This is a genomic window from Streptomyces sp. NPDC026394, from assembly GCF_055567735.1.
In genome coordinates this window covers 780706-800848 of record NZ_JBVHPX010000001.1, presented here as the reverse complement: position 1 = coordinate 800848, position 20143 = coordinate 780706, and the positions used below count along the sequence as shown (strand labels likewise).

The window sequence follows — 20143 nt, the reverse complement described above, 5'->3', positions numbered from 1 at the left end:
CCTTCGCGCTGCGGGTGGGGCGGCCCGCCTGCGCGGACCACTCCCCACGATATGGCGTCGGACGGGACGGGGCCGCGCCAGCCGGCCCCGCCGCCCGTTCACCCCTTGTCGAGGTACTGCTCGCGCTCGGCGTCCAGCAGGGCCTGGAGGGCGATGCGCAGCTCCGGATAGCCGGACAGTTCGGGGTCGGCGGCGACCACCGAGGTGGCTTCCTCCCGGGCGGCCTCGATGACCTGCTCGTCCTCGATGACGGCGAGCATCCGCAGGGACGTACGGGCGCCGGACTGGGCCTGGCCGAGGACGTCGCCCTCGCGGCGCTGCTCCAGGTCGATACGGGACAGCTCGAAGCCGTCCAGGGTGCCGGCCACGGCGGCGAGCCGGGCCCGCGCGGGGCTGGCCTCGGGCATCTCGCTGACCAGCAGGCACAGCCCCGGGGCCGACCCGCGGCCGACCCGGCCGCGCAGCTGGTGCAGCTGGGAGACGCCGAACCGGTCCGCGTCCATGATCACCATGGCGGTGGCGTTGGGCACGTTCACCCCGACCTCGATGACGGTGGTCGCCACCAGCGCGTCCACCTCGCCGGCCGCGAACCGGCGCATCACCGCGTCCTTGTCGTCCGGGTGCATCCGGCCGTGCAGCACCTCGACGCGCAGCCCGGCGAGCGGCCCCTTCGTGAGCTGGTCGGCGACGTCCAGGACGGCCAGCGGGGGCCGCTTGTCCTCGCCCCCGCCGTCCCCTGCCTCCTCCGCGGACTTCTTCTTGGCGCCCTTGCCCTTCGGCGCCTCCTCCTCGTCACCGATGCGGGGGCAGACCACGTACGCCTGGTGGCCGGACCCGACCTCCTCGCGCACCCGCTCCCAGGCCCGCGCCAGGAAGTGCGGCTTGTCCTTGGCGGGCACGACATGGCTGGCGATCGGCGAGCGCCCGGCGGGGAGTTGGTCCAGTACGGAGGTCTCCAGGTCGCCGAAGACGGTCATCGCGACCGTACGGGGAATGGGGGTGGCCGTCATGACGAGGAGGTGCGGCGGCTGCTTGCCCTTGCCGCGCAGCGCGTCCCGCTGCTCCACACCGAAGCGGTGCTGCTCGTCGACGACGACCAGGCCGAGGTCGTGGAACTGCACCTTGTCCTCGATCAGCGCGTGGGTGCCGATGACGATCCCGGCCTCGCCCGTGACCAGGTCCAGCAGGGCCTGCCGGCGGGCGGCGGCGCCCATCGACCCGGTCAGCAGCACCACCTTCGTGCCGTGCTCGGCGCCGCCCAGCATCCCTCCCTCGGCCAGCTCCCCCATCATCTCGGTGATGGACCGGTGGTGCTGCTGGGCGAGCACTTCGGTGGGCGCGAGCATCGCCGCCTGCCCGCCGGTGTCCACGACGGCGAGCATGGCGCGCAGGGCGACCATCGTCTTCCCGCTGCCGACTTCCCCTTGCAGGAGCCGGTGCATCGGGTGGTCCGTCGCCAGGTCGTCGAAGATCTCGCGGCTGACCTTCTGCTGGCCTTCGGTGAGGGTGAAGGGGAGTTTCGCGTCGAAGGCGTCGAGCAGGCCGCCCGGGGTCAACGGGCGCGGGGTGGCGGGGAGTTGGGTCTCCGCCATGCGGCGGCGGGCGAGGGCCACCTGGAGGACGAACGCCTCGTCCCACTTGAGCCGGGAGCGGGCGTCCTCGATGTCCGCCTTCGTGCGCGGGCGGTGGACCTTCTCCAGGGCGTCCGGGAGCGGCAGCAGGGCCCGGCCCGCGCGCAGCGCCTCCGGCAGCGGGTCGAGTGCCTCGCGGGCGCTGGGCAGCACCGCGTCGACGGCCTTGGTGATCTTCCAGGAGGCCATCTGCTGGCAGGCCGGGTAGATCGGCATGAGGCGGCCGGCGAAGGCGTCCACGGCCTCCTCGCCGGTCGCGCCCCCCTCGCCTTCCAGCAGCGCGTATTCGGGGTGGGCCAGTTGCAGCTTGCGGTTGAAGACCGAGACCTTGCCCGCGAACATCGCGCGGCGGCCGGGCAGCAGGTCCTTGTGCGGTTTGTGGATGCCCTTGCCGAAGAAGACGAGCTGGAGGCGGCCGCTGCCGTCGGTGAGGGTCACTTCCAGGCGCTGGCCGCGGCCGTTGTTGAACTTCAGCACGCGGGCGTCCGCGACCCGCGCGACGACCGTGACGTGTTCGTCCAGCGGCAGGTCGGAGAGCCGGGTCAGCTCACCGCGCTCCGCGTATCTGCGCGGATAGTGGTGCAGCAGGTCGCCGACCGTGTGCAGGCCGAGATGCTCGGCCATCACCTTGGCGGTGGTGCCACCGAGAATCTTCTTCAGGGGTTCGTCGAGCGCGGACACGCAGACCATTGCACACCACGCCACTGACATCCGGCGGCAGGCCCCGGAATTCCGCCGGGACGGCCCGGATTCCCGCACCGCCTTCCGGGGCGTTATTCGACGCCGATGAGAAGGGGGGCACCGCGCTGTCCGCCTTCGTAGACGACGGTGTCCACGGCCAGGTGGCGTTCCCGTACGTGCCTTTCCAGGCGCTCCGCGAGGGAATCGGGGAAATCCGCGCCCAGGACGAGCGTCACCATTTCCCCGCCCGCGGAGAGCATCCGGTCCAGTACGGTCACCGCGGTCGCGGCCAGGTCGGAGCCGATCACCACCACGTCCCCGTCGATCAGCCCGAGGACGTCGCCGGCCTGGCAGACGCCGGCCATCGTCCAGGACTGCCGTTCGGCGACGGCCAGCTCGGCGTAGCGGGTGGCGCCCGCGGCCGAGGTCATGGCCACCATGTCCTCGTCGAAGCTGCGGGCGGGCTCGTGCACGGCCAGCGCGGCGATGCCCTGGACGGCGGCGCGGGTGGGGATCAGGGCGACCCGTACGCCTTCGGTACGGGCCTGCTCGGCCGCGGCGGCGGCCATGTGCCGCAGCTCGGGGTCGTTGGGCAGCAGCATCACCTCGCGGGCGTTCGCCTGCCGGATGGCCTGCACCAGCTCGCCGCTGGCGGGCGGCTCCCCGGGGCGTACGGTCACCGCGGTCGCGCCGGCCTCGGCGCACAGACCGGCGAGCCCGTCACCCGGCACCACGGCCACCACGGCGCGCGCCGCGGGCTCGGGCGCGCGGCGGCGGGCGCCCCGGCCGCCGCCGTCCGGTGCCCCGAAGTGGGTGATGCGGATGCGGTGCGGGCGGCCCGCCTCGATGCCCGCCTCGACGGCGGCGCCCGCGTCGTCCACGTGGACGTGCACGTTCCACAGCCCGTCGCCGCCGACGACCACCAGGGAGTCGCCCAGGCCGTCCAGCCGTGCGCGCAGCCGGGCCACGGCGGAGTCGTCGGCCTCCAGGAGGTAGATCACTTCGAAGGCGGGACCGTCCGGGTCGGCGTCGTCGCCGTGGGCCGTGCCCTCCGGGCGCTGCTCCGCGAAGGCCGGTCCGTCCCCGCCCGCCGCCGGGCAGCCGCCCGCCACCGGCACGGGCGCGTCCGGCCGTACGGTGATCGCCGCGGTCGGCACTTCTCCGGAGAGCGCCCCGGCCAGCGCGCCCAGCAGGGCGACCAGGCCGCAGCCGCCCGCGTCCACGACGCCCGCCCGGCCCAGGACCGCGAGCTGGCCCGGCGTCGCGTCCAGGGCGGTACGTGCTCCTTCGTACGCGGCCCTGGCGACCGCCGCCGGGGTCCCGTCGGCCCGCTCCGCCGCCTGCGCGGCCACGGTGGCGACCGTCAGGACCGTGCCCTCGACGGGGTGCGCCACCGCCTCGTACGTCGACTCGGCCGCCCGCCGCAGGGCCCGCTTGAGCGCCGCCGCCGGGCCGCCGGGCCCAGCACCGACCTCACCCCCGGCCCCCAGAATCTCCGCCATCCCGCGCAGTAGCTGCGCGAGGATCGTGCCGGAGTTGCCGCGGGCGCCGATCAGGGCGCCGTGGGCCATGGCGCCGACGGCGTCGGCCAGGTCCGGGGCGGCGCCCGAGGCGCCGTGGCCGTCGAAGGCGGCCTCGACCGCGCGGGCCGCGGACTCCACGGTCAGGTACAGGTTGGTGCCGGTGTCGCCGTCGGCCACGGGGTAGACGTTGATCGCGTCGATCCGCTCGCGCTCGCGGCCCAGGGCCTGGAGCGCGAGGGCGCACCAGGTACGTACCGCATCGGCGTCGAGCGGGTGCGGCACCGTTCGTCCTCCTCGGCCAGCGGCCCTCGGCGGGCTCGGCTCGGTCATGCGATCCACCGCACAGTAGTGGCGCGGGGGCCCGGCGGCCGGGGCGGGGGCCGGGGCGCTCATGGTAGTTTCGTTCTACGGGAGCGGTCGTTGTATGCTGCTCCGGTTGCCCGATGCGAATCGGGCCATTCCTCTCCTGGCGAATCGGGTCGGTTCAATGCACTCCGCTCGCCGGGATTCACCGTAAGTGCATCTGAAGTCTTTGGAGTGACCCGTGGCTGCCAACTGCGACGTCTGCGGCAAGGGGCCGGGCTTCGGCAAGAGCGTTTCCCACTCGCACCGCCGTACCAACCGTCGTTGGAACCCCAACATCCAGACGGTGCGCGCGGTCATCGGGCGCACGCCGAAGCGGCTCAACGTCTGCACCTCGTGCATCAAGGCCGGCAAGGTCTCGCGCTGACGTCCTAGTCGAAGCGCAGCCCCGCCGGTTGCCTGAAAGCCGGTCCACCTCGGTGGGCCGGCTTTTTGCCGTACCGGGAGCCCGTACGCCCGGAGCCCGTACACCCGGAGCCCGTACACCCGGAGCCCTACGCCCTGATGCCGGGCACCGGGCACCTCCTAGCCCCGCATCCGCCAGCCATGATCCACCGGCCCGATCCCCGCGCCCAGGCGGAAGCCGCCCGCGATGGCGCCGGTGACGTACTCCTTGGCCGCCGTCACGGCCTCCGGGACCGTGTCCCCCAGGGCGAGCCGGGCGGCGACGGCGCTGGCGAGGGTGCAGCCGGTGCCGTGGGTGTGCCGGTTGTCGTGCCGCGGGGCGCGCAGCCAGTGCTCCTCGGTGCCGTCGGTGAGCAGGTCGACGGCGTCGCCCTCCAGATGGCCCCCCTTGATCAGCGCCCAGCGCGACCCGAAGCCGAGGACCGCGGCGGCGGCGCGCGGCAGATCGGCCTCTTCCCGCACCCGTACGCCTGTGAGCTGCGCCACTTCGTCGAGGTTGGGGGTGGCGAGGGTGGCCGTCGGCAGCAGCTTGGTGCGGACGGCGTCCAGCGCGGAGGCGGCCAGCAGGGCGTCGCCGTGCTTGGAGAGGCCGACCGGGTCGACGACGACCGGCGCGGACACCCCGGCGAGCAGGGCGGCGACGGTCTCGACCAGTTCGGGTGAGGACAGCATCCCGGTCTTGACGGCCTGGACGCCGATGTCGTCGACGACGCTGCGGAACTGGGCCCGGACGGCTTCGGCGGGCAGTTCCCACGCGCCCTGCACGCCGAGTGAGTTCTGCGCGGTGACGGCGGTCAGCACGCTCATGCCGTGCGTGCCGAGCGCCAGCATCGTCTTCAGGTCGGCCTGGATGCCCGCGCCGCCGCCGGAGTCGGACCCGGCGACGGTCAGGACGCGTGGAGGTGTGCGCATACCGGCGAATCTACCGGGGCGCCGTGCGGGGCCTGGCCGCGGTCCCTCAGGCGCGGACCGGTCCCGCGGTTCCTTCTCGGGCGCGTGTTCGGCCCGCGGTCCCTCAGGCGCCCGGCTGCTCGCCGTCCTCGTCCTCGCCGAAGTGGTCCCAGCCCGCGCTGGACCACGGTGCGCCGTCCACCGTCACCTGCGGCAGCGCCGACGGGTTCAGCACCTCGCCGATCACCTTCCAGCGGGCGGGCAGCTTCACGTCCGGCGGGAACGTCGCCACGATGGCGTGGTCCTCGCCTCCGTTGAGCACCCACTGCATCGGGTCCACGCCGACCGCCGTACCGATGTCGGACATCTGCGAGGGGATGTCGATCTGGCCCGAGCGCAGGTCGATACGGACCTTGCTGGCCTCGGCGATGTGGCCGAGGTCGGCGACCAGGCCGTCGCTGACGTCCGTCATGGCGGTGGCGCCGAGACCGGCCGCCGCCGGGCCCGCGTGGTACGGGGGTTCGGGGCGGCGGTGCGCCTCCACGAAGGCGCGCGGGGAGCGGAAGCCGCGGGTGAGGACCGCGTAGCCGGCCGCCGACCAGCCCAGCCAGCCGGTGACGGCGACGACGTCGCCCGGCTGGGCACCGGATCGGGTGACCGGTTCCTGGTTGCGGAGGTCACCCAGTGCGGTGATGGCGACGGTGATGGTGTCGCCGCGTACGACGTCGCCGCCGACCACGGCGGCGCCCGCCACCTGGCACTCGTCGCGCAGCCCGTCCATCAGCTCGGTCGCCCAGGTCGCGGGCAGTTCGGCGGGTACGACCAGGCCGAGCAGGATGGCGGTGGGCACCGCTCCCATGGCGGCGATGTCGGCCAGGTTCTGCGCGGCGGCCTTGCGGCCCACGTCGTAGGCGGTGGACCAGTCGCGGCGGAAGTGCCGCCCTTCGAGAAGTACGTCGGTGCTGGCCACGACCCTGCGGTCGGGCGCGGTGACCACCGCGGCGTCGTCGCCCGGACCGATCCGTACGGCCGGGGTGGCGGTGAGCCGGGAGGTCAGCTCCCTGATCAGCCCGAACTCTCCCAGCTCGCCCACGGTGCCCTTCATGCTGCTGCCCTTCCGATGCGTACGGACGATCCGTACTGCGCTGCCGATCCGTACTCCGTCACCGCGTGTCCGGCCCCCGCTCCCCCGGGGCGGCCGGTCCCCGCGCCGCGCGTCGCGTTCCCCGCCCGGGTCTCCCCGGCGCGCGCGCCGACGCGGTACCGTGGCGTCCCTTCTTCCCACATGATCCTCGAAGCCGCCCTGGAGGTCCCGTGGTACAGGCGTACATCCTGATCCAGACCGAGGTGGGCAAGGCGTCGGCCGTGGCGGAAGTGATCGCCAAGATCCCCGGCGTGATCCAGGCCGAGGACGTCACCGGTCCGTACGACGTGATCGTGCGGGCCCAGGCCGACACGGTCGACGAACTCGGCCGCATGGTGGTCGCCAAGGTTCAGCAGGTGGACGGCATCACCCGCACCCTGACCTGCCCGGTGGTCCATCTCTAGCTCCCCCGTATGCTCGGCCGGGTGATCTCCTCGTCGCGCCGGCTGCTGATTCCGGCCCTGCTCACCGTGGCGTTCGCCGCGGTGGGCTGCTCGTCCTCGGTCCCCGTCGCCGCCCCCGCGCCCGAGGGCGACTCCGCGCGGCAGTGCCGGGCGCTCCAGAAGAAGTTGCCGCGGACCGTGGACGGGCTGGAGCGGGGCACCGCCGATCCGGTCTCGGACTTCACCGCCGTCTGGGGCGATCCCGCCGTCCGGCTGCGCTGCGGGGTACGCAAGCCCGCCGTGCTGACGCCTGGGAGTGAACATTACAACCCCGGTGCGGACGCGGCGGAAGTCGACGGTGTCGACTGGCTCTTCGAGCAGCAGGACGACGGATACCGCTTCACGACCGTACTGCGCAAGACGTACGTCGAGGTGAGCGTGCCGGGGAAGTACGCCCCCGAGGTCGATGTGCTCACCGACCTCGCGGACGCCGTACGCACGACGGTGCCGGCCGGGGTCTGAGGCCGCCGGCCGGCCGCCTCAGCGCAGCCCGGTGGAGCGCCGCAGCGCCGCCTGGATCAGCCGGTCGACCAGCTCCGGGTAGCTGACGCCGCTCTCCTGCCACATCCGCGGGTACATCGAGATGGGCGTGAAACCGGGCAGCGTGTTGATCTCGTTGATCACGAACTCGCCGTTCTCCTGGAGGAAGAAGTCGGCGCGCACCAGTCCCTCGCAGGAGGCCGCCTCGAAGGCCGCCACGGCCAGCTCCCGGACGCGCGCGGTCTGCTCCTCGGCGAGCGGCGCGGGCACGATGCCGCTGGCCGAGTCGATGTACTTGGCCTCGAAGTCGTAGAAGGAGTGGTCCGAGACCGGCGGGATCTCGGCCGGGACGCTGGCGCGCGGGCCGTCCTCGAACTCCAGGACGCCGCACTCGATCTCCCGGCCGGTCAGCAGCGACTCCACGATGATCTTGGGGTCGTGGCGGCGGGCCTCCGCGACGGCCGCGTCCAGGCCGGAGAGGGCGTCCACCTTGGTGATGCCCATGGAGGAACCGGCGCGGGCGGGCTTCACGAACAGCGGCCAGCCGTGTTCCCCGGCGAAGTCCACGATCTTCTTGCGGGCCGCGGCCGGGTCCTGCTCCCACTCGCGGGGGCGGACGACCTCGTACGGGCCGACCGGCAGCCCGAAGGAGGTGAACACCCGCTTCATGTAGTCCTTGTCCTGGCCGACGGCCGAGGCGAGCACACCGGAGCCCACGTAGGGCACGCCGGACAGCTCCAGGAGGCCCTGGAGGGTGCCGTCCTCACCGTACGGGCCGTGCAGCACCGGGAAGACGACGTCGACCTCGCCGAGCACCTTGGGCGTCGTGCCGGGCTCGCTGTAGACGACCTCGCGGCTGGTCGGGTCCACCGGCAGGACGACGGTGCCCTCGGCGGATCCGCTCAGCTCCGCCACGTTCGGCAGCTTCCGGTCCGTGATGGCCATCCGCTCCGGGGCGTCGGCGGTCAGCACCCACCGTCCGTCGGTCGTGATGCCGATGGGCAGCACGTCGTACTTCTCGCGGTCGATGGCGGCCAGCACGGCGCCCGCGGTGACCACGGAGATGGCGTGCTCGGAGCTGCGCCCGCCGAACACGACGGCGACGCGGGGCTTCTGGGAAGGGGTCTCGCTGCTCATATCGCGTTGAGCGTACCTGCTGCCCCAGGAGGAGTCGGAGCCTGTGTCACCACCCCGGCCCCGGGAGTCGCCGCGGGCCCCGCGGCCGGGCGGGGCCGGGGGCCGGAGCCGGTCCCGGGGCACCGGCCCGTACGCCTCCCGGGCGTGGCGCGAGCGCGCTCAGTGCCGCTCGGGCTTGGCGCTGCGCGCCATCAGTTCCTTGAGGGCCACCAGCGGCGGCTTGCCCTCGTGGACGATGTCCACGACCGTCTCGGTGATCGGCATGTCGACGCCGTGCCGGCGGGCGAGATCCAGTACCGACTCGCAGGACTTGACGCCCTCCGCGGTCTGCTTGGTGACCGCGATGGTCTCCTCCAGCGTCATGCCGCGGCCCAGGTTGGCGCCGAAGGTGTTGTTGCGGGACAGCGGCGAGGAGCAGGTGGCGACCAGGTCGCCCATGCCGGCGAGGCCGGCGAAGGTGTGCGCGTCGGCGCCCATCGCCAGGCCCAGCCGGGTCGTTTCGGCGAGGCCGCGGGTGATCAGGGACGCCTTGGCGTTGTCGCCCAGACCCATGCCGCCGGCCATGCCGACCGCCAGCGCGATGACGTTCTTGACCGCGCCGCCCAGCTCGGCGCCGACCACGTCGGTGTTGGTGTACGGGCGGAAGTAGGGGGTGTGGCAGGCGGCCTGGAGGCGCCGGGCCACGGCTTCGTCCGCACAGGCGACGACCGCGGCGGCGGGCTGCCGGGCGGCGATCTCCTTGGCGAGGTTGGGGCCGGTCAGCACCGCGACCCGCTCGGCGGGAGCCTTGGCGACCTCTTCGACGACCTCACTCATCCGCTTGGCGGTGCCCAGTTCGACGCCCTTCATCAGGGAGACCAGGACGGTGTCGGCGGGCAGCAGCGGCGCCCAGGCGGCGAGGTTCTCGCGCAGCGTCTGCGAGGGGATGGCCAGGACGGTGAAATCGGCGCCGTGCGCGGCCTCCGCGGGGTCGGTGGTGGCCCGTACGGTGTCCGGCAGCTCCGCGTCCGGCAGGTAGTCGGGGTTGGTACGGCCGGTGTTGATGGCGTCGACCAGGCCCGCTCTGCGGCCCCACATCGTCACCTCGCAGCCCGCGTCGCCGAGCACCATCGCGAATGCGGTGCCCCAGGACCCCGTGCCGTAGACGGCGCAGCGCGTCACTTGCCTTCATCCTCCTGTGTCTTCGGTGCCTGGTCGTCCAGTTTCACGCCCTGCTCGTCCAGCTTCCGCGCCCGCTCGGCGGCCTGCTGTTCGCGACGGGCCCGGCTGCGCCGGACGGCGTCCTTGCGGTGGTCGTACGGTTCGGCCGGCGCCGGTTCGTCCCGCACCTCGGCGAGGATCGCGGTGACGGCGGCCATGACCTTGTCGGTCACCTCGCGCAGCACCTCGGCGGTGGGCTCCTTGCCGTAGAACTCGCTCAGGTCGACCGCCGGCCCCGCCTTGACCCGCAGGGTCTTGCGCGGGAAGAGCCGCAGCTTCTTCTCCTTGGCGTACGGCGGCATGACCTCGTTGGCGCCCCACTGCGCCACCGGGATGACCGGCGCCTTGGTGAGCAACGCCACCCGGGCGGCCCCGGTCTTGCCCTGCATGGGCCACATGTCGGGGTCGCGGGTGAGGGTGCCCTCGGGGTAGAAAGCGACGCATTCGCCCTTGTTGATGGCGGCCACCGCGGCGCGGAAGGCCACCGCGGCGTCGGCGGATTCCCGGTAGACGGGGATCTGGCCGGTTCCGCGCATCATCAGGCCGACGAAGCCGCCCTTGAAGAGTCCGGACTTGGCGAGGAATCGCGGGACCCGGCCGGTGTTGTACTGGTAGTGCGCATACGACAGCGGGTCCAGATACGAGTTGTGGTTGACCGCGGTGATGAATCCGCCGTCGGCGGGAATGTGCTCCATTCCCTGCCAGTCCCGCTTGAACAGAACCAGGAGCGGCGGTTTGCAGATGACCGCGGCCAAGCGGTACCAGAAGCCGATTCTGCGGCGGGACACTGGGACACCCTCCTTGTGGGATCTGCTGAGCTGCTGCGACCCGGCAGCCGCACAAGTGTCGCCCCAGGTACCCGCTATGTCGAGAACACCGTAACCCCGCCGCTCACGGAAGGCGGTGGCGGCGGGTGAGAATGAGGGCGATGCGAAGAGACGGAGCGGACGTGGGCTGGAGCCTGGTCGTACCGCTGAAACCCCTGGTACGGGCGAAGAGCAGGCTGTCCCGGGCGGCGGGGGAACAGCTCCGGCCCCAGTTGGCACTGGCGTTCGCGCTGGACACCGTGACGGCTGCGCTGGCCTGCGAAGACGTCCTGGATGTGGCGGTTGTCACGGACGATCCGGTGGCCGGGGAGCGGTTGGCGGCCCTCGGAGCGCGGGTCGTCGCCGACGTGCCGGGCCGCGGCCTGAACGCCGCGCTGGCGTACGGCGCGGGTCTGGTGCGGCGGCGGCGCGCCGCCGCGGCCGTGGCGGCACTGAACGCGGATCTCCCGGCGTTGCGTCCCGCGGAACTGGGGCGGGTGCTGTCGGCCGCCGCGGCATTTCCCCGGGCATTTCTCGCGGATGCGGCGGAAATCGGGACGACACTGCTGTGCGCGGCTCCGGGAGTGGAATTGGCACCCGCTTTCGGGGGGCCGTCCCGGGCGCGTCACCGCGAATCGGGAGCGCGGGAGATCGTGCTGCCGGGGACCGAATCCGTACGCCGGGACGTGGACACCGGGGAGGATCTGCGGGCCGCGCTGGCACTGGGTGTGGGGCGGCACACCGCCCGCTGTGTGCCGCGGATGCGGGCTTACCCGGCGGCGGAAGGCGTCCGGGCGCCCGGAGTATGACGCAATGCGGCGGGGTGCCCGGAGGGCGGCAGAGAACCGTCACACCGCCGGGAAGGGCGCCGGAAAGCCGCCGGAACCCCTGAGTAGTGCCGGAAGACCGCCGGAAGCCCTGGCAAGTGCCGGAAAGCCGTCAGAACGTCTGAAGAGTGACGAGCACGATGCGGCGACCGTCGCCGGCCTCGCCCTCGACGTCGACACGGACCCGCTGGCCGGGCCGCAGCAGCCGCAGGCCGCCCGCGTCGAAGGCCGCGGCGTCGAAGGGCAGCGGGGTGCCGTCGTCGAGCAGCACGCTGCCGGAACGGGTCTGGGCGTCGTAGGTGTACGCGGTGGCCTGCATGGTGACCAGCCTAGACGGCACAGGGCTCCGGGCCGCGCGGGGGCCGCGCCGCACACCGGGCGGGCGGTCCGGGACGCACCGCGGGCCGGGCCCCCCGAGGGGGGTCCGGCCCGACGCGTGGCGTCGCCGCTGCTGGATTACCGCTTGCGGGCGGTGGTCTTCTTGGCGGTGGTCTTGCGGGCCGTGGTCTTCTTGGCCGGGGCCTTCTTGGCCGTCGCCTTGGTCGCGGGCGCGGTCTTCTTGGCCGTCGCCTTCTTGGCGGTGGCGGTGGCCTTCTTGGCCGGGGTGGCCTTCTTGGCGGTAGCCGTGGTCTTCTTGGCCGCCGACTTCTTCGCCGTGGCCGTGGTGGTGGCCTTCTTCGCCGCCGGGGTGGCCTTCTTGGCGGTGGCCGTGGCCTTCTTCGCCGTGGCGGTGGTCTTCTTCGCCGGCGTGGCCTTCTTGGCGGTGGCCGTGGCCTTCTTCGCGGCCGACGACTTCTTGGCCGTGGCCTTCTTGGCAGCGGCCTTGGCCGTCGTACGGGTGGAACCGCCCGAAAGGCTGCCCTTGGGGGCCTTCTTGACGGCCACGTCGTTCTTCGGGAGCTTCTTCGAGCCGCTGACCAGGTCCTTGAAGCCCTGACCCGCGCGGAAACGCGGCACCGAGGTCTTCTTGACCCGCACCCGCTCACCCGTCTGCGGGTTGCGGGCGTAGCGGGCCGGACGGTCCACCTTCTCGAACGAACCGAATCCGGTGACCGATACGCGGTCGCCGGAGACAACTGCACGGACGATTGCGTCCAGTACCGCGTCCACCGCGTCCGCGGCGTTCTGACGGCCGCCGAGCTTGTCGGCAATGGCTTCTACGAGCTGCGCCTTGTTCACGTCTTCCCCTTCGGAGACATTGCTGGAACGAAAGTGTTCAAGCCTTTTCGCACGTTAGGCAGATATATACCGCAAATCAAACACGAAACGGGCTAATCACCCTTGTGCCGCAACGAACTCGACCTTCACGGAGTTCCATCGGCGTGCACGTCTACGGGAAAACGACCCTCGTCGAGGTCGTTCATGAACCACTCCAGACGCCTTGCCGCGTCCGCCAGATCGTGTTTCGCCGCCGCCGTGATGACGAGCAGCTTCCGGGTCAGCGCCATGCGTACGCCCTCCGGGACTTGCAGTGTCCGCACTCGTGTGTGTGCGTCCTTGAGTCGGTCGGCGACGAGACCGTAGAGCTCGAGTTGGTCGTCGCGTTCCATGCGCTAATTGTGCCATCTGCGGCGAGTTGTCGCTTCACGGGGCCTCAACGGCAGCCTTCACACGCCGATGCGCCCCCTGCCAACTAGCAAGGGGCGCATCGTACGCAATAAGGCTTTGAGCCAAAAAACCCGAGGTCAGACTACTACCGTACGCGGTTTGAACGACGGCCTGTTCGCCTCGTACCCGGCGATGGCCTCCTCCTCCCGAAGAGTGAGGCTGATGTCGTCCAGTCCCTCCAGCAGCCGCCAACGCGCGTTCTCGTCCAGCTCGAACCCAGCGGTGATGCCCGGTGCCCGGACCTGCCGGCCGACGAGGTCGACGGTGACCTCGGCCGCGGGGTCCGCCTCGGCGAGCTTCTGCAGCGCCTCGACGGTCTCCTGCGGGAGCACCACGGTCAGCAGTCCGTTCTTCAGCGAGTTGCCCCGGAAGATGTCGGCGAAACGCGAGGAGATGACGGCTTTGAAGCCGTAGTTCTGCAGGGCCCACACCGCGTGCTCACGCGAGGAGCCGGTGCCGAAGTCGGGCCCGGCCACCAGGACGGTCGCCCCCCGGTACGCCTCCTGGTTCAGCACGAACCCCGGGTCCTTGCGCCAGGCCTCGAAGAGCCCGTCCTCGAAACCGTCGCGGGTGACCTTCTTGAGCCAGTGGGCCGGGATGATCTGGTCGGTGTCGACGTTGCTGCGGCGCAGCGGTACGGCCCGGCCGGTGTGCGTGGTGAAAGCTTCCATGGTGGTTCAGACTCCCGCGGGCGTGCGTACGTCGGCGTCGGCGTCGGACAGGTCGGCCGGCGATGCCAGATGGCCGAGAACCGCCGTTGCGGCGGCGACCTGGGGCGAGACCAGGTGGGTGCGGCCGCCCTTGCCCTGCCGCCCCTCGAAGTTGCGGTTGGAGGTCGAGGCGGAACGCTCGCCGGGCGCAAGCTGGTCCGGGTTCATCCCGAGGCACATCGAGCAGCCGGCGTGCCGCCACTCGGCACCGGCCTGGGTGAAGACCTTGTCGAGGCCTTCCGAGACCGCCTGGAGGGAGACCCGCACCGAGCCCGGTACGACGAGCATCCGTACGCCGTCGGCGACCCGGCGGCCCCGTACGATCTCGGCGGCGGAGCGCAGATCCTCGATGCGTCCGTTGGTGCACGAACCTACGAAGACGGTGTCCACACGGATGTCACGCAGCGGCTGACCGGCCGTCAACCCCATGTATTCCAGGGCCTTTTCGGCGGCGAAGCGCTCCGATGCGTCCTCGTACGAAGCGGGGTCGGGGACGGCCGCCGAAAGGGGTGCGCCCTGGCCCGGGTTGGTGCCCCAGGTGACGAACGGGGCCAGCTCGGAGGCGTCCACGACGACCTCGTGGTCGAAGACCGCGTCGTCGTCGGTGCGCAGGGTCTTCCAGTACGCGACGGCGTCGTCCCAGTCCGCCCCCCGGGGCGCGTGGTCGCGGCCCTGGAGGTAGGCGAAGGTGGTCTCGTCGGGGGCGATCATGCCGGCCCGGGCGCCCGCCTCGATGGACATGTTGCAGATGGTCATCCGGGCCTCCATCGAGAGCTTCTCGATGGCCTCGCCGCGGTACTCGATGACGTAGCCCTGGCCGCCGCCGGTGCCGATCCGGGCGATGACGGCGAGGATCAGGTCCTTGGCGGTGACGCCGTCCGGCAGCTCGCCCTCGACGGTGACGGCCATGGTCTTGAAGGGCGCCATCGGCAGCGTCTGGGTGGCCAGCACGTGCTCGACCTGGCTGGTGCCGATGCCGAAGGCCAGCGCGCCGAACGCGCCGTGGGTGGAGGTGTGGCTGTCGCCGCAGACCACGGTGGTGCCCGGCTGGGTCAGTCCCAACTGCGGTCCCACTACGTGGACGACTCCCTGCTCGACGTCGCCCAGCGGGTGCAGCCGGACGCCGAACTCCGCGCAGTTCTTGCGCAGCGTCTCCAGTTGGGTGCGGGAGACGGGGTCGGCGATGGGCTTGTCGATGTCGAGGGTGGGGGTGTTGTGGTCCTCGGTGGCGATGGTGAGGTCGGTGCGCCGCACCGGCCGGCCGGCCTTGCGCAGGCCGTCGAACGCCTGCGGGCTGGTCACCTCGTGGAGCAGGTGCAGGTCGATGAAGAGGAGGTCGGGTTCGCCTTCGGCGCGCCGGACGACATGGTCGTCCCAGACCTTCTCCGCGAGTGTCCGTGCCATCGCTTTCCCTCCGGCCGGCCGCATTGCCGGCCCAACTCGACTGTGTACGCGGCGCCCGTCCCCCGGATCCGGACGCCGTGCCGGGCCCTGGTCGAGGGCCGCGACTACAGATTGGCGGCTTCCCAGGAAAATTGAACTTGCGTTTCACACTGTGAGACGCGAGTATCGTTTCATGGACAACTCTAGCGGCGTCGGCGTTCTCGACAAGGCAGCTCTGGTACTGAGCGCTCTGGAGTCCGGTCCGGCCACCCTCGCCGGGCTGGTCACGGCGACCGGGCTCGCACGACCCACGGCACACCGGCTGGCCGTGGCACTGGAACACCACCGGATGGTGGCGAGGGACATGCAGGGCCGGTTCATCCTCGGCCCGCGGCTGTCGGAACTGGCCGCGGCGGCCGGCGAGGACCGCCTGCTGGCCACGGCCGGACCGGTGCTCACGCATCTGCGTGACGTGACGGGCGAGAGCGCGCAGCTCTACCGGCGCCAGGGCGACATGCGGATCTGCGTGGCCGCGGCGGAACGGCTGTCCGGACTGCGGGACACCGTCCCGGTCGGCTCCACGCTCCCCATGAAGGCCGGTTCGGCGGCCCAGATCCTGATGGCCTGGGAGGAGCCGGAGCGCCTGCACCGCGGCCTCCAGGGCGCCCGTTTCACGGCCACCGCGCTGTCCGGCGTACGGCGCCGGGGCTGGGCGCAGTCGATCGGCGAGCGGGAGCCCGGCGTGGCCTCGGTCTCCGCTCCCGTACGCGGCCCGTCGAACCGCGTGGTCGCCGCCGTCTCGGTCTCCGGACCGATCGAGCGGCTGACCCGCCACCCGGGCCGGATGCACGCCCAGGCGGTCATCGACGCGGCGGCCCGGCTCAGCGAGGCGCTGCGCCGCACGGGCTGACCGGCTGCCCCGCCGACCTGCCGACCTGCCGACCTGCCGGGACACCGACCGGTCGGGGCGCCCGCCGACGTCCGCCCCAACCGGTCGGCCCGTACTCCGTATTACGCCACGCTCACGGGCGCACTCCGCGCCCCGCGCCGGCCGGGCGCGACGACGCCACGCGCGGCACCGAGCCCGGTCGGCGGCATCGAGCGGTAGAACGTGCTGTACGCGCCCGCCGGCACGACGTACGTCTCGTGCCAGATCCCCACTCCCCCCTCGCCGCTCCGCGCACGACGGTTGAACGCCGTCCACGCGGGGCGGTGCTGCATGTCCCGGTCCGAGGCGTAGGCGTACAGCTTCTCCCGCGACTCCCAGTACTGGATGACGGTGAAGACGCGCGGCCCGCCGTTCAGCATCCGGAAGCCCAGCATCCCCGCGCCCCGTTCGCGCGCCAACTCCTTGAGCATCCGCGGCATGGCGAGCAGCGTCGGCAGCCAACTGCGCACCGACCGGAGCCGGTTGATGCGCATCCCGACCAGGAAGACGACCACCTCCTCGTCGGTGTCCGCCACCGCACTCCCCGGTACGACCTTGTCCCCCATGACGACCCCCTGTCATCTCTTCTTTGGATAGCGTCACTATCCATGCTTGGATAGTGACACTCTCCAAGGAAAGGCGCAAGGGTATGCGACTGGCGGAACTGAGCGAGCGCAGTGGGGTGCCCACCGCCACGATCAAGTACTACTTGCGGGAGCGGCTGCTGCCGCCGGGCGAGCGGATCACCACCACCAAGGCCGAGTACGGCGACACCCATCTGCGCCGGCTGCGCCTGGTCCGCGCGCTGGTCCAGGTCGGGAAGATGCCGGTGGCCGCCGCGCGCGAGGTACTGGCCGCGGTCGAGGACGAGTCGCTGGACCACCACATGCGCCTCGGCGCGGCCGTGTGGGCCCTGCCGCACGACCCCGCCCCCACCGAGGAGACTCCGGAGATCACCGCCGCACGCGGGACGGCGGACGAGCTGCTGCGCCGCCTGGGCTGGCAGTACGGGCTGGAGCTGGGACCGGTCTCCCCCGCGTACGGAATGCTGGTGAACGCGCTGGCCGCGCTCGCCCGGCTCAGCTATCCGCACACCGTCGAGAACGTACTCCCGTACGCCCGGATCGCGGGTGAACTGGCCGCCGCCGACCTGGACTTGGTGGAGGAGTACGAGACGCCCGCCGAGCAGGTGGAGGCCGCGGTGGCGCTGACCGTACTGCTCGAACCGGTACTGCTCAGTCTGCGGCGGCTGGCGGAGGCGGAGGAATCACACCGCCGCTTCAGGGCCGACTCCTCGTGACGCCGGGCCCCGCGGAGAGTGGGGCCCACCACGCGAAGAGGCCCTTCCCCGATCAGGGAAGGGCCTCTTCGTCGCGTACCCCCGACCGGATTCGAACCGGCGCTACCGCCTTGAGAGGGCGGCGTGCTAGGCCGCTACACAACGGGGGCTTGCTCTGCAGAACCGCAGTCTGACCTGCGATTTCGCGCTGGGCTACCAGGACTCGAACCTAGACTAAATGAACCAGAATCACTCGTGCTGCCAATTACACCATAGCCCATGGTGGTATAGACCAGTACCCCCGACCGGATTCGAACCGGCGCTACCGCCTTGAGAGGGCGGCGTGCTAGGCCGCTACACAACGGGGGCCCTAGCGATCCTTGCGTCGTCGCATCCGGGAGCGACCCGAAGGTGACGGTGAGAAAGGATCTGTACCCCCGACCGGATTCGAACCGGCGCTACCGCCTTGAGAGGGCGGCGTGCTAGGCCGCTACACAACGGGGGCCTGGTACTGCATGATCAAGACACCTTCAGAAGGTCTCTTGCTGGGCTACCAGGACTCGAACCTAGACTAACTGAACCAGAATCAGTCGTGCTGCCAATTACACCATAGCCCACCGGAACGCAACCCCCGCCGGGGGTTCAGTTCGGCTTGCGCTTCCCGGTCCGGCCTTTCGGCCCGCCCGGGCGGCGCAGAAAGAACATTACCCGAAGGTGGACGACGCTCCAAAACCGATAAGGCCGCGCACCAGCCCGGGCAGCTCACCGAGCCCGCCGATCCGCGTCACCCCGTCCGGCACGTCCGCCTCCGGCACCTCCCCCTCCGCGCCGGCCCGGTCCACCCACACCGCGCCCAGCCCGGCATCGCGCGCCCCGATGGCGTCCACGTCCAGCTTGTCCCCGACGTAGACGACCCGCTCAGGCGCCAGCCCCAGCGCATCACAGGCCGCCCGGAACGCCTCGGCCGCCGGCTTCGCGTGCCCCACCTCGTCGGCGCAGAGCACCACCTCGAAGTGATCACGAATTCCCAGCGTCCGCAGCTTGCGGTCCTGATTGGCGACGGAGGAGTTCGACAACACGCCCTGCCGGGCCAGCGGCGCCAGGTCCGTGAGCGCCTGGACGGCGTCCGGGAAGAGCGTCCAGGCCGCCTCGTACAGCGCGACATACCGCCCGAACCAGGCGTCCGCCTCGTCATCGCTCAGCACCGCCCCGAGAAAGGCCCGAGCCCGCTCCCTACGGTGCTCCAGGAACCCCACCTCCCCGGCAAGAAAGCGCGCGAAGGCGACCTCCATGCACTCCCGCCACCGCCCGAGCGCACACTCGGCGTCCGCGTACCGCCCGAGCAGCCCCTCGGCCTCGATGTGCCGAAGCGCTCCCGCGCGGTCGGACCCGGTGTAGTCGAAGAGGGTGTCGTCCACGTCCCAGAGGACGGCCTCGATGGTCATGAAACCGACGGTACCCGGGCAGGCCGCACGAGGACGCGATTTTTGCCCTGCGCACGTCAAGGCCACGGCATGCTGCCGGGTCCTGCTGAGGCGCGCTCGCGCGCCGAAGGTGACGTGGGGACCGGCGGCCGGGGTTCGGCCCGCCGGGGCCTCGTGCGTGTTCAGCGGTTATGTACGGGCGGGTGGGCCCCGTGGCCTTTAATCGCGGTCAGGAACGCGGCCATGCCGCTGCGGGTGGTCGACAGGATCACCTGCGGGGCGTCGCTCTCCCGGAGACGCACAGTGCCGTCGGGCGCAGCAGCGACGTTCACACAATTCACCGCCGCGTTGCTGTACGACGACTTCTGCCACTGGTATTCGTACATCCTCGGGGCCTCACAGACTCTTCGCGATCTTGTGGATGAAGTTGCGGCTCTCGGCGGGATCGAGTGCACACCGACTCATGCGGTCCAGCACTTCCCGGTAGCGGGCGAGCTGGTCCTCCGCATGAAGAATCTCCAGGCCGTGGTCGGTGTCCAGCAGGACGGTGTCCAGTTGAGGTACGGGCCCGCACACATAGGTGACCGGTTGGCCGCCCGCTGCGGGAAAGTCCGCCCGCCCGAACGGGATGACCTGGATCGTGATGTGCTCGTACTCACCCATGTCCATGAGATGCCGAAGCTGCGCGCGCACGACGTCCGGCCCGCCGATCCCCATCCGCAGAGCGGCTTCGTGGATGACCACGGTGTAGGGCAACGGCGGTTCCCCGTGCAGGACGCCTTGGCGCCTGATGCGGAACGCCGTGCGGTGTTCGATCTCGAACGGGCGCAGCGCGGGCACGTTCTGGCTGTACGCGGCGCGGATGTGTTCGGCGGACTGCAGGAGACCGGGCATCGCCACGAGCACAGCCACCCGCACTGCCTTGGCCTCGCGTTCGAACTCGGCGACTTCGACCAGCGCTGTGGGCAGCAGCTCACGGTATTCGTCCCACCAACCGCGCGTACGGCCGCCGGTCATCGCGGCCAGCGCCTCTACAAGAGCGTCATCCGAGCATTCGTAGAGCCGGGCCAACGCCCTCACCCGGTCCGCGCTGACCGCGTAACTGCCTGCCTCGATGTTGCTGATACGCGATTGCGGCACACCGAACAGTTCTCCGGCACGCGTCACAGACAGGTCCGCATGTTCCCGGAGGCGGCGCAGCTCGGCCCCCAGACGCCGTTGTCTGACCGTCGGCGGGACCTTGGCCCGGACCATGTCTTCTGCCTTTCACTCACAGGAGT

At 71.4% G+C, this 20143-nt stretch carries 22 protein-coding genes and 5 tRNA genes; 6 read left to right on the top strand and 21 right to left on the bottom strand.

What is annotated here, in order from left to right; all coding sequences use genetic code 11:
• Nucleotides 1-98: 98 nt before the first annotated feature.
• Together recG and ACZ4QV_RS03420 are read right to left on the bottom strand one after the other, a co-directional pair.
• Nucleotides 99-2321, bottom strand: coding sequence for an ATP-dependent DNA helicase RecG (gene recG, locus ACZ4QV_RS03425; RefSeq protein ID WP_361145771.1), 2223 nt, complete (start codon nucleotides 2319-2321; stop codon nucleotides 99-101).
• A gap of 83 nt (nucleotides 2322-2404) precedes the next feature.
• The gene (locus ACZ4QV_RS03420; RefSeq protein ID WP_467762522.1) at nucleotides 2405-4165 is read right to left on the bottom strand and encodes a DAK2 domain-containing protein; all 1761 of its coding nucleotides are present in this window, start codon (nucleotides 4163-4165) and stop codon (nucleotides 2405-2407) included.
• 214 nt (nucleotides 4166-4379) lie between these two features.
• Between ACZ4QV_RS03420 and rpmB the strand changes: the two genes are divergently transcribed.
• Nucleotides 4380-4565 carry a 50S ribosomal protein L28 gene (rpmB, locus tag ACZ4QV_RS03415; protein ID WP_003984695.1) on the top strand — a complete coding sequence of 62 codons (186 nt, stop codon included), beginning with the start codon at nucleotides 4380-4382 and terminating at the stop codon, nucleotides 4563-4565.
• Between the two features lie 158 nt (nucleotides 4566-4723).
• Here rpmB and thiD read toward each other — a convergent pair whose 3' ends face one another.
• Both thiD and ACZ4QV_RS03405 read right to left on the bottom strand, forming a co-directional pair.
• Nucleotides 4724-5515, bottom strand: coding sequence for a bifunctional hydroxymethylpyrimidine kinase/phosphomethylpyrimidine kinase (thiD, locus tag ACZ4QV_RS03410; protein WP_467762521.1), 792 nt, complete (start codon nucleotides 5513-5515; stop codon nucleotides 4724-4726).
• A gap of 103 nt (nucleotides 5516-5618) precedes the next feature.
• Nucleotides 5619-6599, bottom strand: a complete 981-nt coding sequence (locus ACZ4QV_RS03405; RefSeq protein WP_361145780.1) for a thiamine-phosphate kinase — start codon at nucleotides 6597-6599, stop codon at nucleotides 5619-5621.
• A 209-nt stretch (nucleotides 6600-6808) separates the two neighbouring features.
• Here ACZ4QV_RS03405 and ACZ4QV_RS03400 point away from each other — a divergent pair, with 209 nt between their 5' ends.
• Complete coding sequence (locus tag ACZ4QV_RS03400) at nucleotides 6809-7042, top strand: Lrp/AsnC family transcriptional regulator (protein ID WP_030018372.1); 234 nt, start codon at nucleotides 6809-6811, stop codon at nucleotides 7040-7042.
• Between the two features lie 9 nt (nucleotides 7043-7051).
• The gene (locus ACZ4QV_RS03395; RefSeq protein ID WP_361145783.1) at nucleotides 7052-7543 is read left to right on the top strand and encodes a DUF3515 domain-containing protein; all 492 of its coding nucleotides are present in this window, start codon (nucleotides 7052-7054) and stop codon (nucleotides 7541-7543) included.
• Between the two features lie 18 nt (nucleotides 7544-7561).
• Here ACZ4QV_RS03395 and ACZ4QV_RS03390 read toward each other — a convergent pair whose 3' ends face one another.
• The 3 genes from ACZ4QV_RS03390 to ACZ4QV_RS03380 form a co-directional block, all read right to left on the bottom strand.
• Complete coding sequence (locus ACZ4QV_RS03390) at nucleotides 7562-8698, bottom strand: D-alanine--D-alanine ligase family protein (protein ID WP_361876124.1); 1137 nt, start codon at nucleotides 8696-8698, stop codon at nucleotides 7562-7564.
• A 159-nt stretch (nucleotides 8699-8857) separates the two neighbouring features.
• Nucleotides 8858-9859 (bottom strand): NAD(P)H-dependent glycerol-3-phosphate dehydrogenase, encoded by a 1002-nt coding sequence (locus ACZ4QV_RS03385; protein ID WP_361145789.1) that lies wholly within the window; start codon nucleotides 9857-9859, stop codon nucleotides 8858-8860.
• Nucleotides 9856-10686: a lysophospholipid acyltransferase family protein gene (locus tag ACZ4QV_RS03380; protein ID WP_030018368.1), complete on the bottom strand. Its 831-nt coding sequence runs from the start codon at nucleotides 10684-10686 to the stop codon at nucleotides 9856-9858. Before ACZ4QV_RS03380 ends, ACZ4QV_RS03385 begins: the two co-directional genes overlap by 4 nt.
• A gap of 140 nt (nucleotides 10687-10826) precedes the next feature.
• On the opposite strand from ACZ4QV_RS03380, the gene cofC reads away from it, so the two are divergent.
• Nucleotides 10827-11513, top strand: coding sequence for a 2-phospho-L-lactate guanylyltransferase (gene cofC / locus ACZ4QV_RS03375; protein WP_361145792.1), 687 nt, complete (start codon nucleotides 10827-10829; stop codon nucleotides 11511-11513).
• A gap of 130 nt (nucleotides 11514-11643) precedes the next feature.
• Here the strand turns inward: cofC and ACZ4QV_RS03370 are convergent, their stop codons facing one another.
• From ACZ4QV_RS03370 to leuC, 5 genes are all read right to left on the bottom strand, one after another.
• Nucleotides 11644-11850 carry a hypothetical protein gene (locus ACZ4QV_RS03370; RefSeq protein WP_361583894.1) on the bottom strand — a complete coding sequence of 69 codons (207 nt, stop codon included), beginning with the start codon at nucleotides 11848-11850 and terminating at the stop codon, nucleotides 11644-11646.
• Nucleotides 11851-11987: 137 nt separating this feature from the next.
• Nucleotides 11988-12710 (bottom strand): HU family DNA-binding protein, encoded by a 723-nt coding sequence (locus ACZ4QV_RS03365; protein ID WP_361634542.1) that lies wholly within the window; start codon nucleotides 12708-12710, stop codon nucleotides 11988-11990.
• Between the two features lie 125 nt (nucleotides 12711-12835).
• A complete protein-coding gene (locus ACZ4QV_RS03360; RefSeq protein ID WP_030018364.1) occupies nucleotides 12836-13081 on the bottom strand; it encodes an SCO5555 family protein in 246 nt (81 codons plus the stop codon).
• Nucleotides 13082-13216: 135 nt separating this feature from the next.
• Complete coding sequence (gene leuD / locus ACZ4QV_RS03355; RefSeq protein WP_361145800.1) at nucleotides 13217-13810, bottom strand: 3-isopropylmalate dehydratase small subunit; 594 nt, start codon at nucleotides 13808-13810, stop codon at nucleotides 13217-13219.
• Between the two features lie 6 nt (nucleotides 13811-13816).
• On the bottom strand, nucleotides 13817-15253 hold the full coding sequence (gene leuC / locus ACZ4QV_RS03350; RefSeq protein ID WP_361145802.1) for a 3-isopropylmalate dehydratase large subunit: 1437 nt from the start codon (nucleotides 15251-15253) through the stop codon (nucleotides 13817-13819).
• Between the two features lie 172 nt (nucleotides 15254-15425).
• Between leuC and ndgR the strand changes: the two genes are divergently transcribed.
• Complete coding sequence (ndgR, locus tag ACZ4QV_RS03345) at nucleotides 15426-16142, top strand: IclR family transcriptional regulator NdgR (protein ID WP_003984709.1); 717 nt, start codon at nucleotides 15426-15428, stop codon at nucleotides 16140-16142.
• A 101-nt stretch (nucleotides 16143-16243) separates the two neighbouring features.
• Here ndgR and ACZ4QV_RS03340 read toward each other — a convergent pair whose 3' ends face one another.
• Nucleotides 16244-16726, bottom strand: coding sequence for a DUF4188 domain-containing protein (locus ACZ4QV_RS03340; protein WP_361145806.1), 483 nt, complete (start codon nucleotides 16724-16726; stop codon nucleotides 16244-16246).
• Nucleotides 16727-16809: 83 nt separating this feature from the next.
• Between ACZ4QV_RS03340 and ACZ4QV_RS03335 the strand changes: the two genes are divergently transcribed.
• Nucleotides 16810-17460 carry a MerR family transcriptional regulator gene (locus ACZ4QV_RS03335; protein WP_361145808.1) on the top strand — a complete coding sequence of 217 codons (651 nt, stop codon included), beginning with the start codon at nucleotides 16810-16812 and terminating at the stop codon, nucleotides 17458-17460.
• Nucleotides 17461-17536: 76 nt separating this feature from the next.
• On the opposite strand, the gene ACZ4QV_RS03330 is transcribed toward ACZ4QV_RS03335, so the two are convergent.
• From ACZ4QV_RS03330 to ACZ4QV_RS03295, 8 genes are all read right to left on the bottom strand, one after another.
• Nucleotides 17537-17609 (bottom strand) — tRNA-Glu (locus tag ACZ4QV_RS03330).
• A 38-nt stretch (nucleotides 17610-17647) separates the two neighbouring features.
• Nucleotides 17648-17719: transfer RNA gene (locus tag ACZ4QV_RS03325), tRNA-Gln, on the bottom strand.
• Nucleotides 17720-17735: 16 nt separating this feature from the next.
• Nucleotides 17736-17808 (bottom strand) — tRNA-Glu (locus tag ACZ4QV_RS03320).
• Nucleotides 17809-17871: 63 nt separating this feature from the next.
• Nucleotides 17872-17944 (bottom strand) — tRNA-Glu (locus ACZ4QV_RS03315).
• A 40-nt stretch (nucleotides 17945-17984) separates the two neighbouring features.
• A tRNA-Gln gene (locus ACZ4QV_RS03310) sits at nucleotides 17985-18056 on the bottom strand.
• Between the two features lie 87 nt (nucleotides 18057-18143).
• Nucleotides 18144-18884, bottom strand: coding sequence for an HAD family hydrolase (locus ACZ4QV_RS03305; protein ID WP_361145811.1), 741 nt, complete (start codon nucleotides 18882-18884; stop codon nucleotides 18144-18146).
• A 161-nt stretch (nucleotides 18885-19045) separates the two neighbouring features.
• Nucleotides 19046-19249 carry a DUF397 domain-containing protein gene (locus ACZ4QV_RS03300; protein WP_361614668.1) on the bottom strand — a complete coding sequence of 68 codons (204 nt, stop codon included), beginning with the start codon at nucleotides 19247-19249 and terminating at the stop codon, nucleotides 19046-19048.
• 10 nt (nucleotides 19250-19259) lie between these two features.
• A complete protein-coding gene (locus ACZ4QV_RS03295; protein WP_361614665.1) occupies nucleotides 19260-20117 on the bottom strand; it encodes a helix-turn-helix domain-containing protein in 858 nt (285 codons plus the stop codon).
• Nucleotides 20118-20143: the final 26 nt, after the last annotated feature.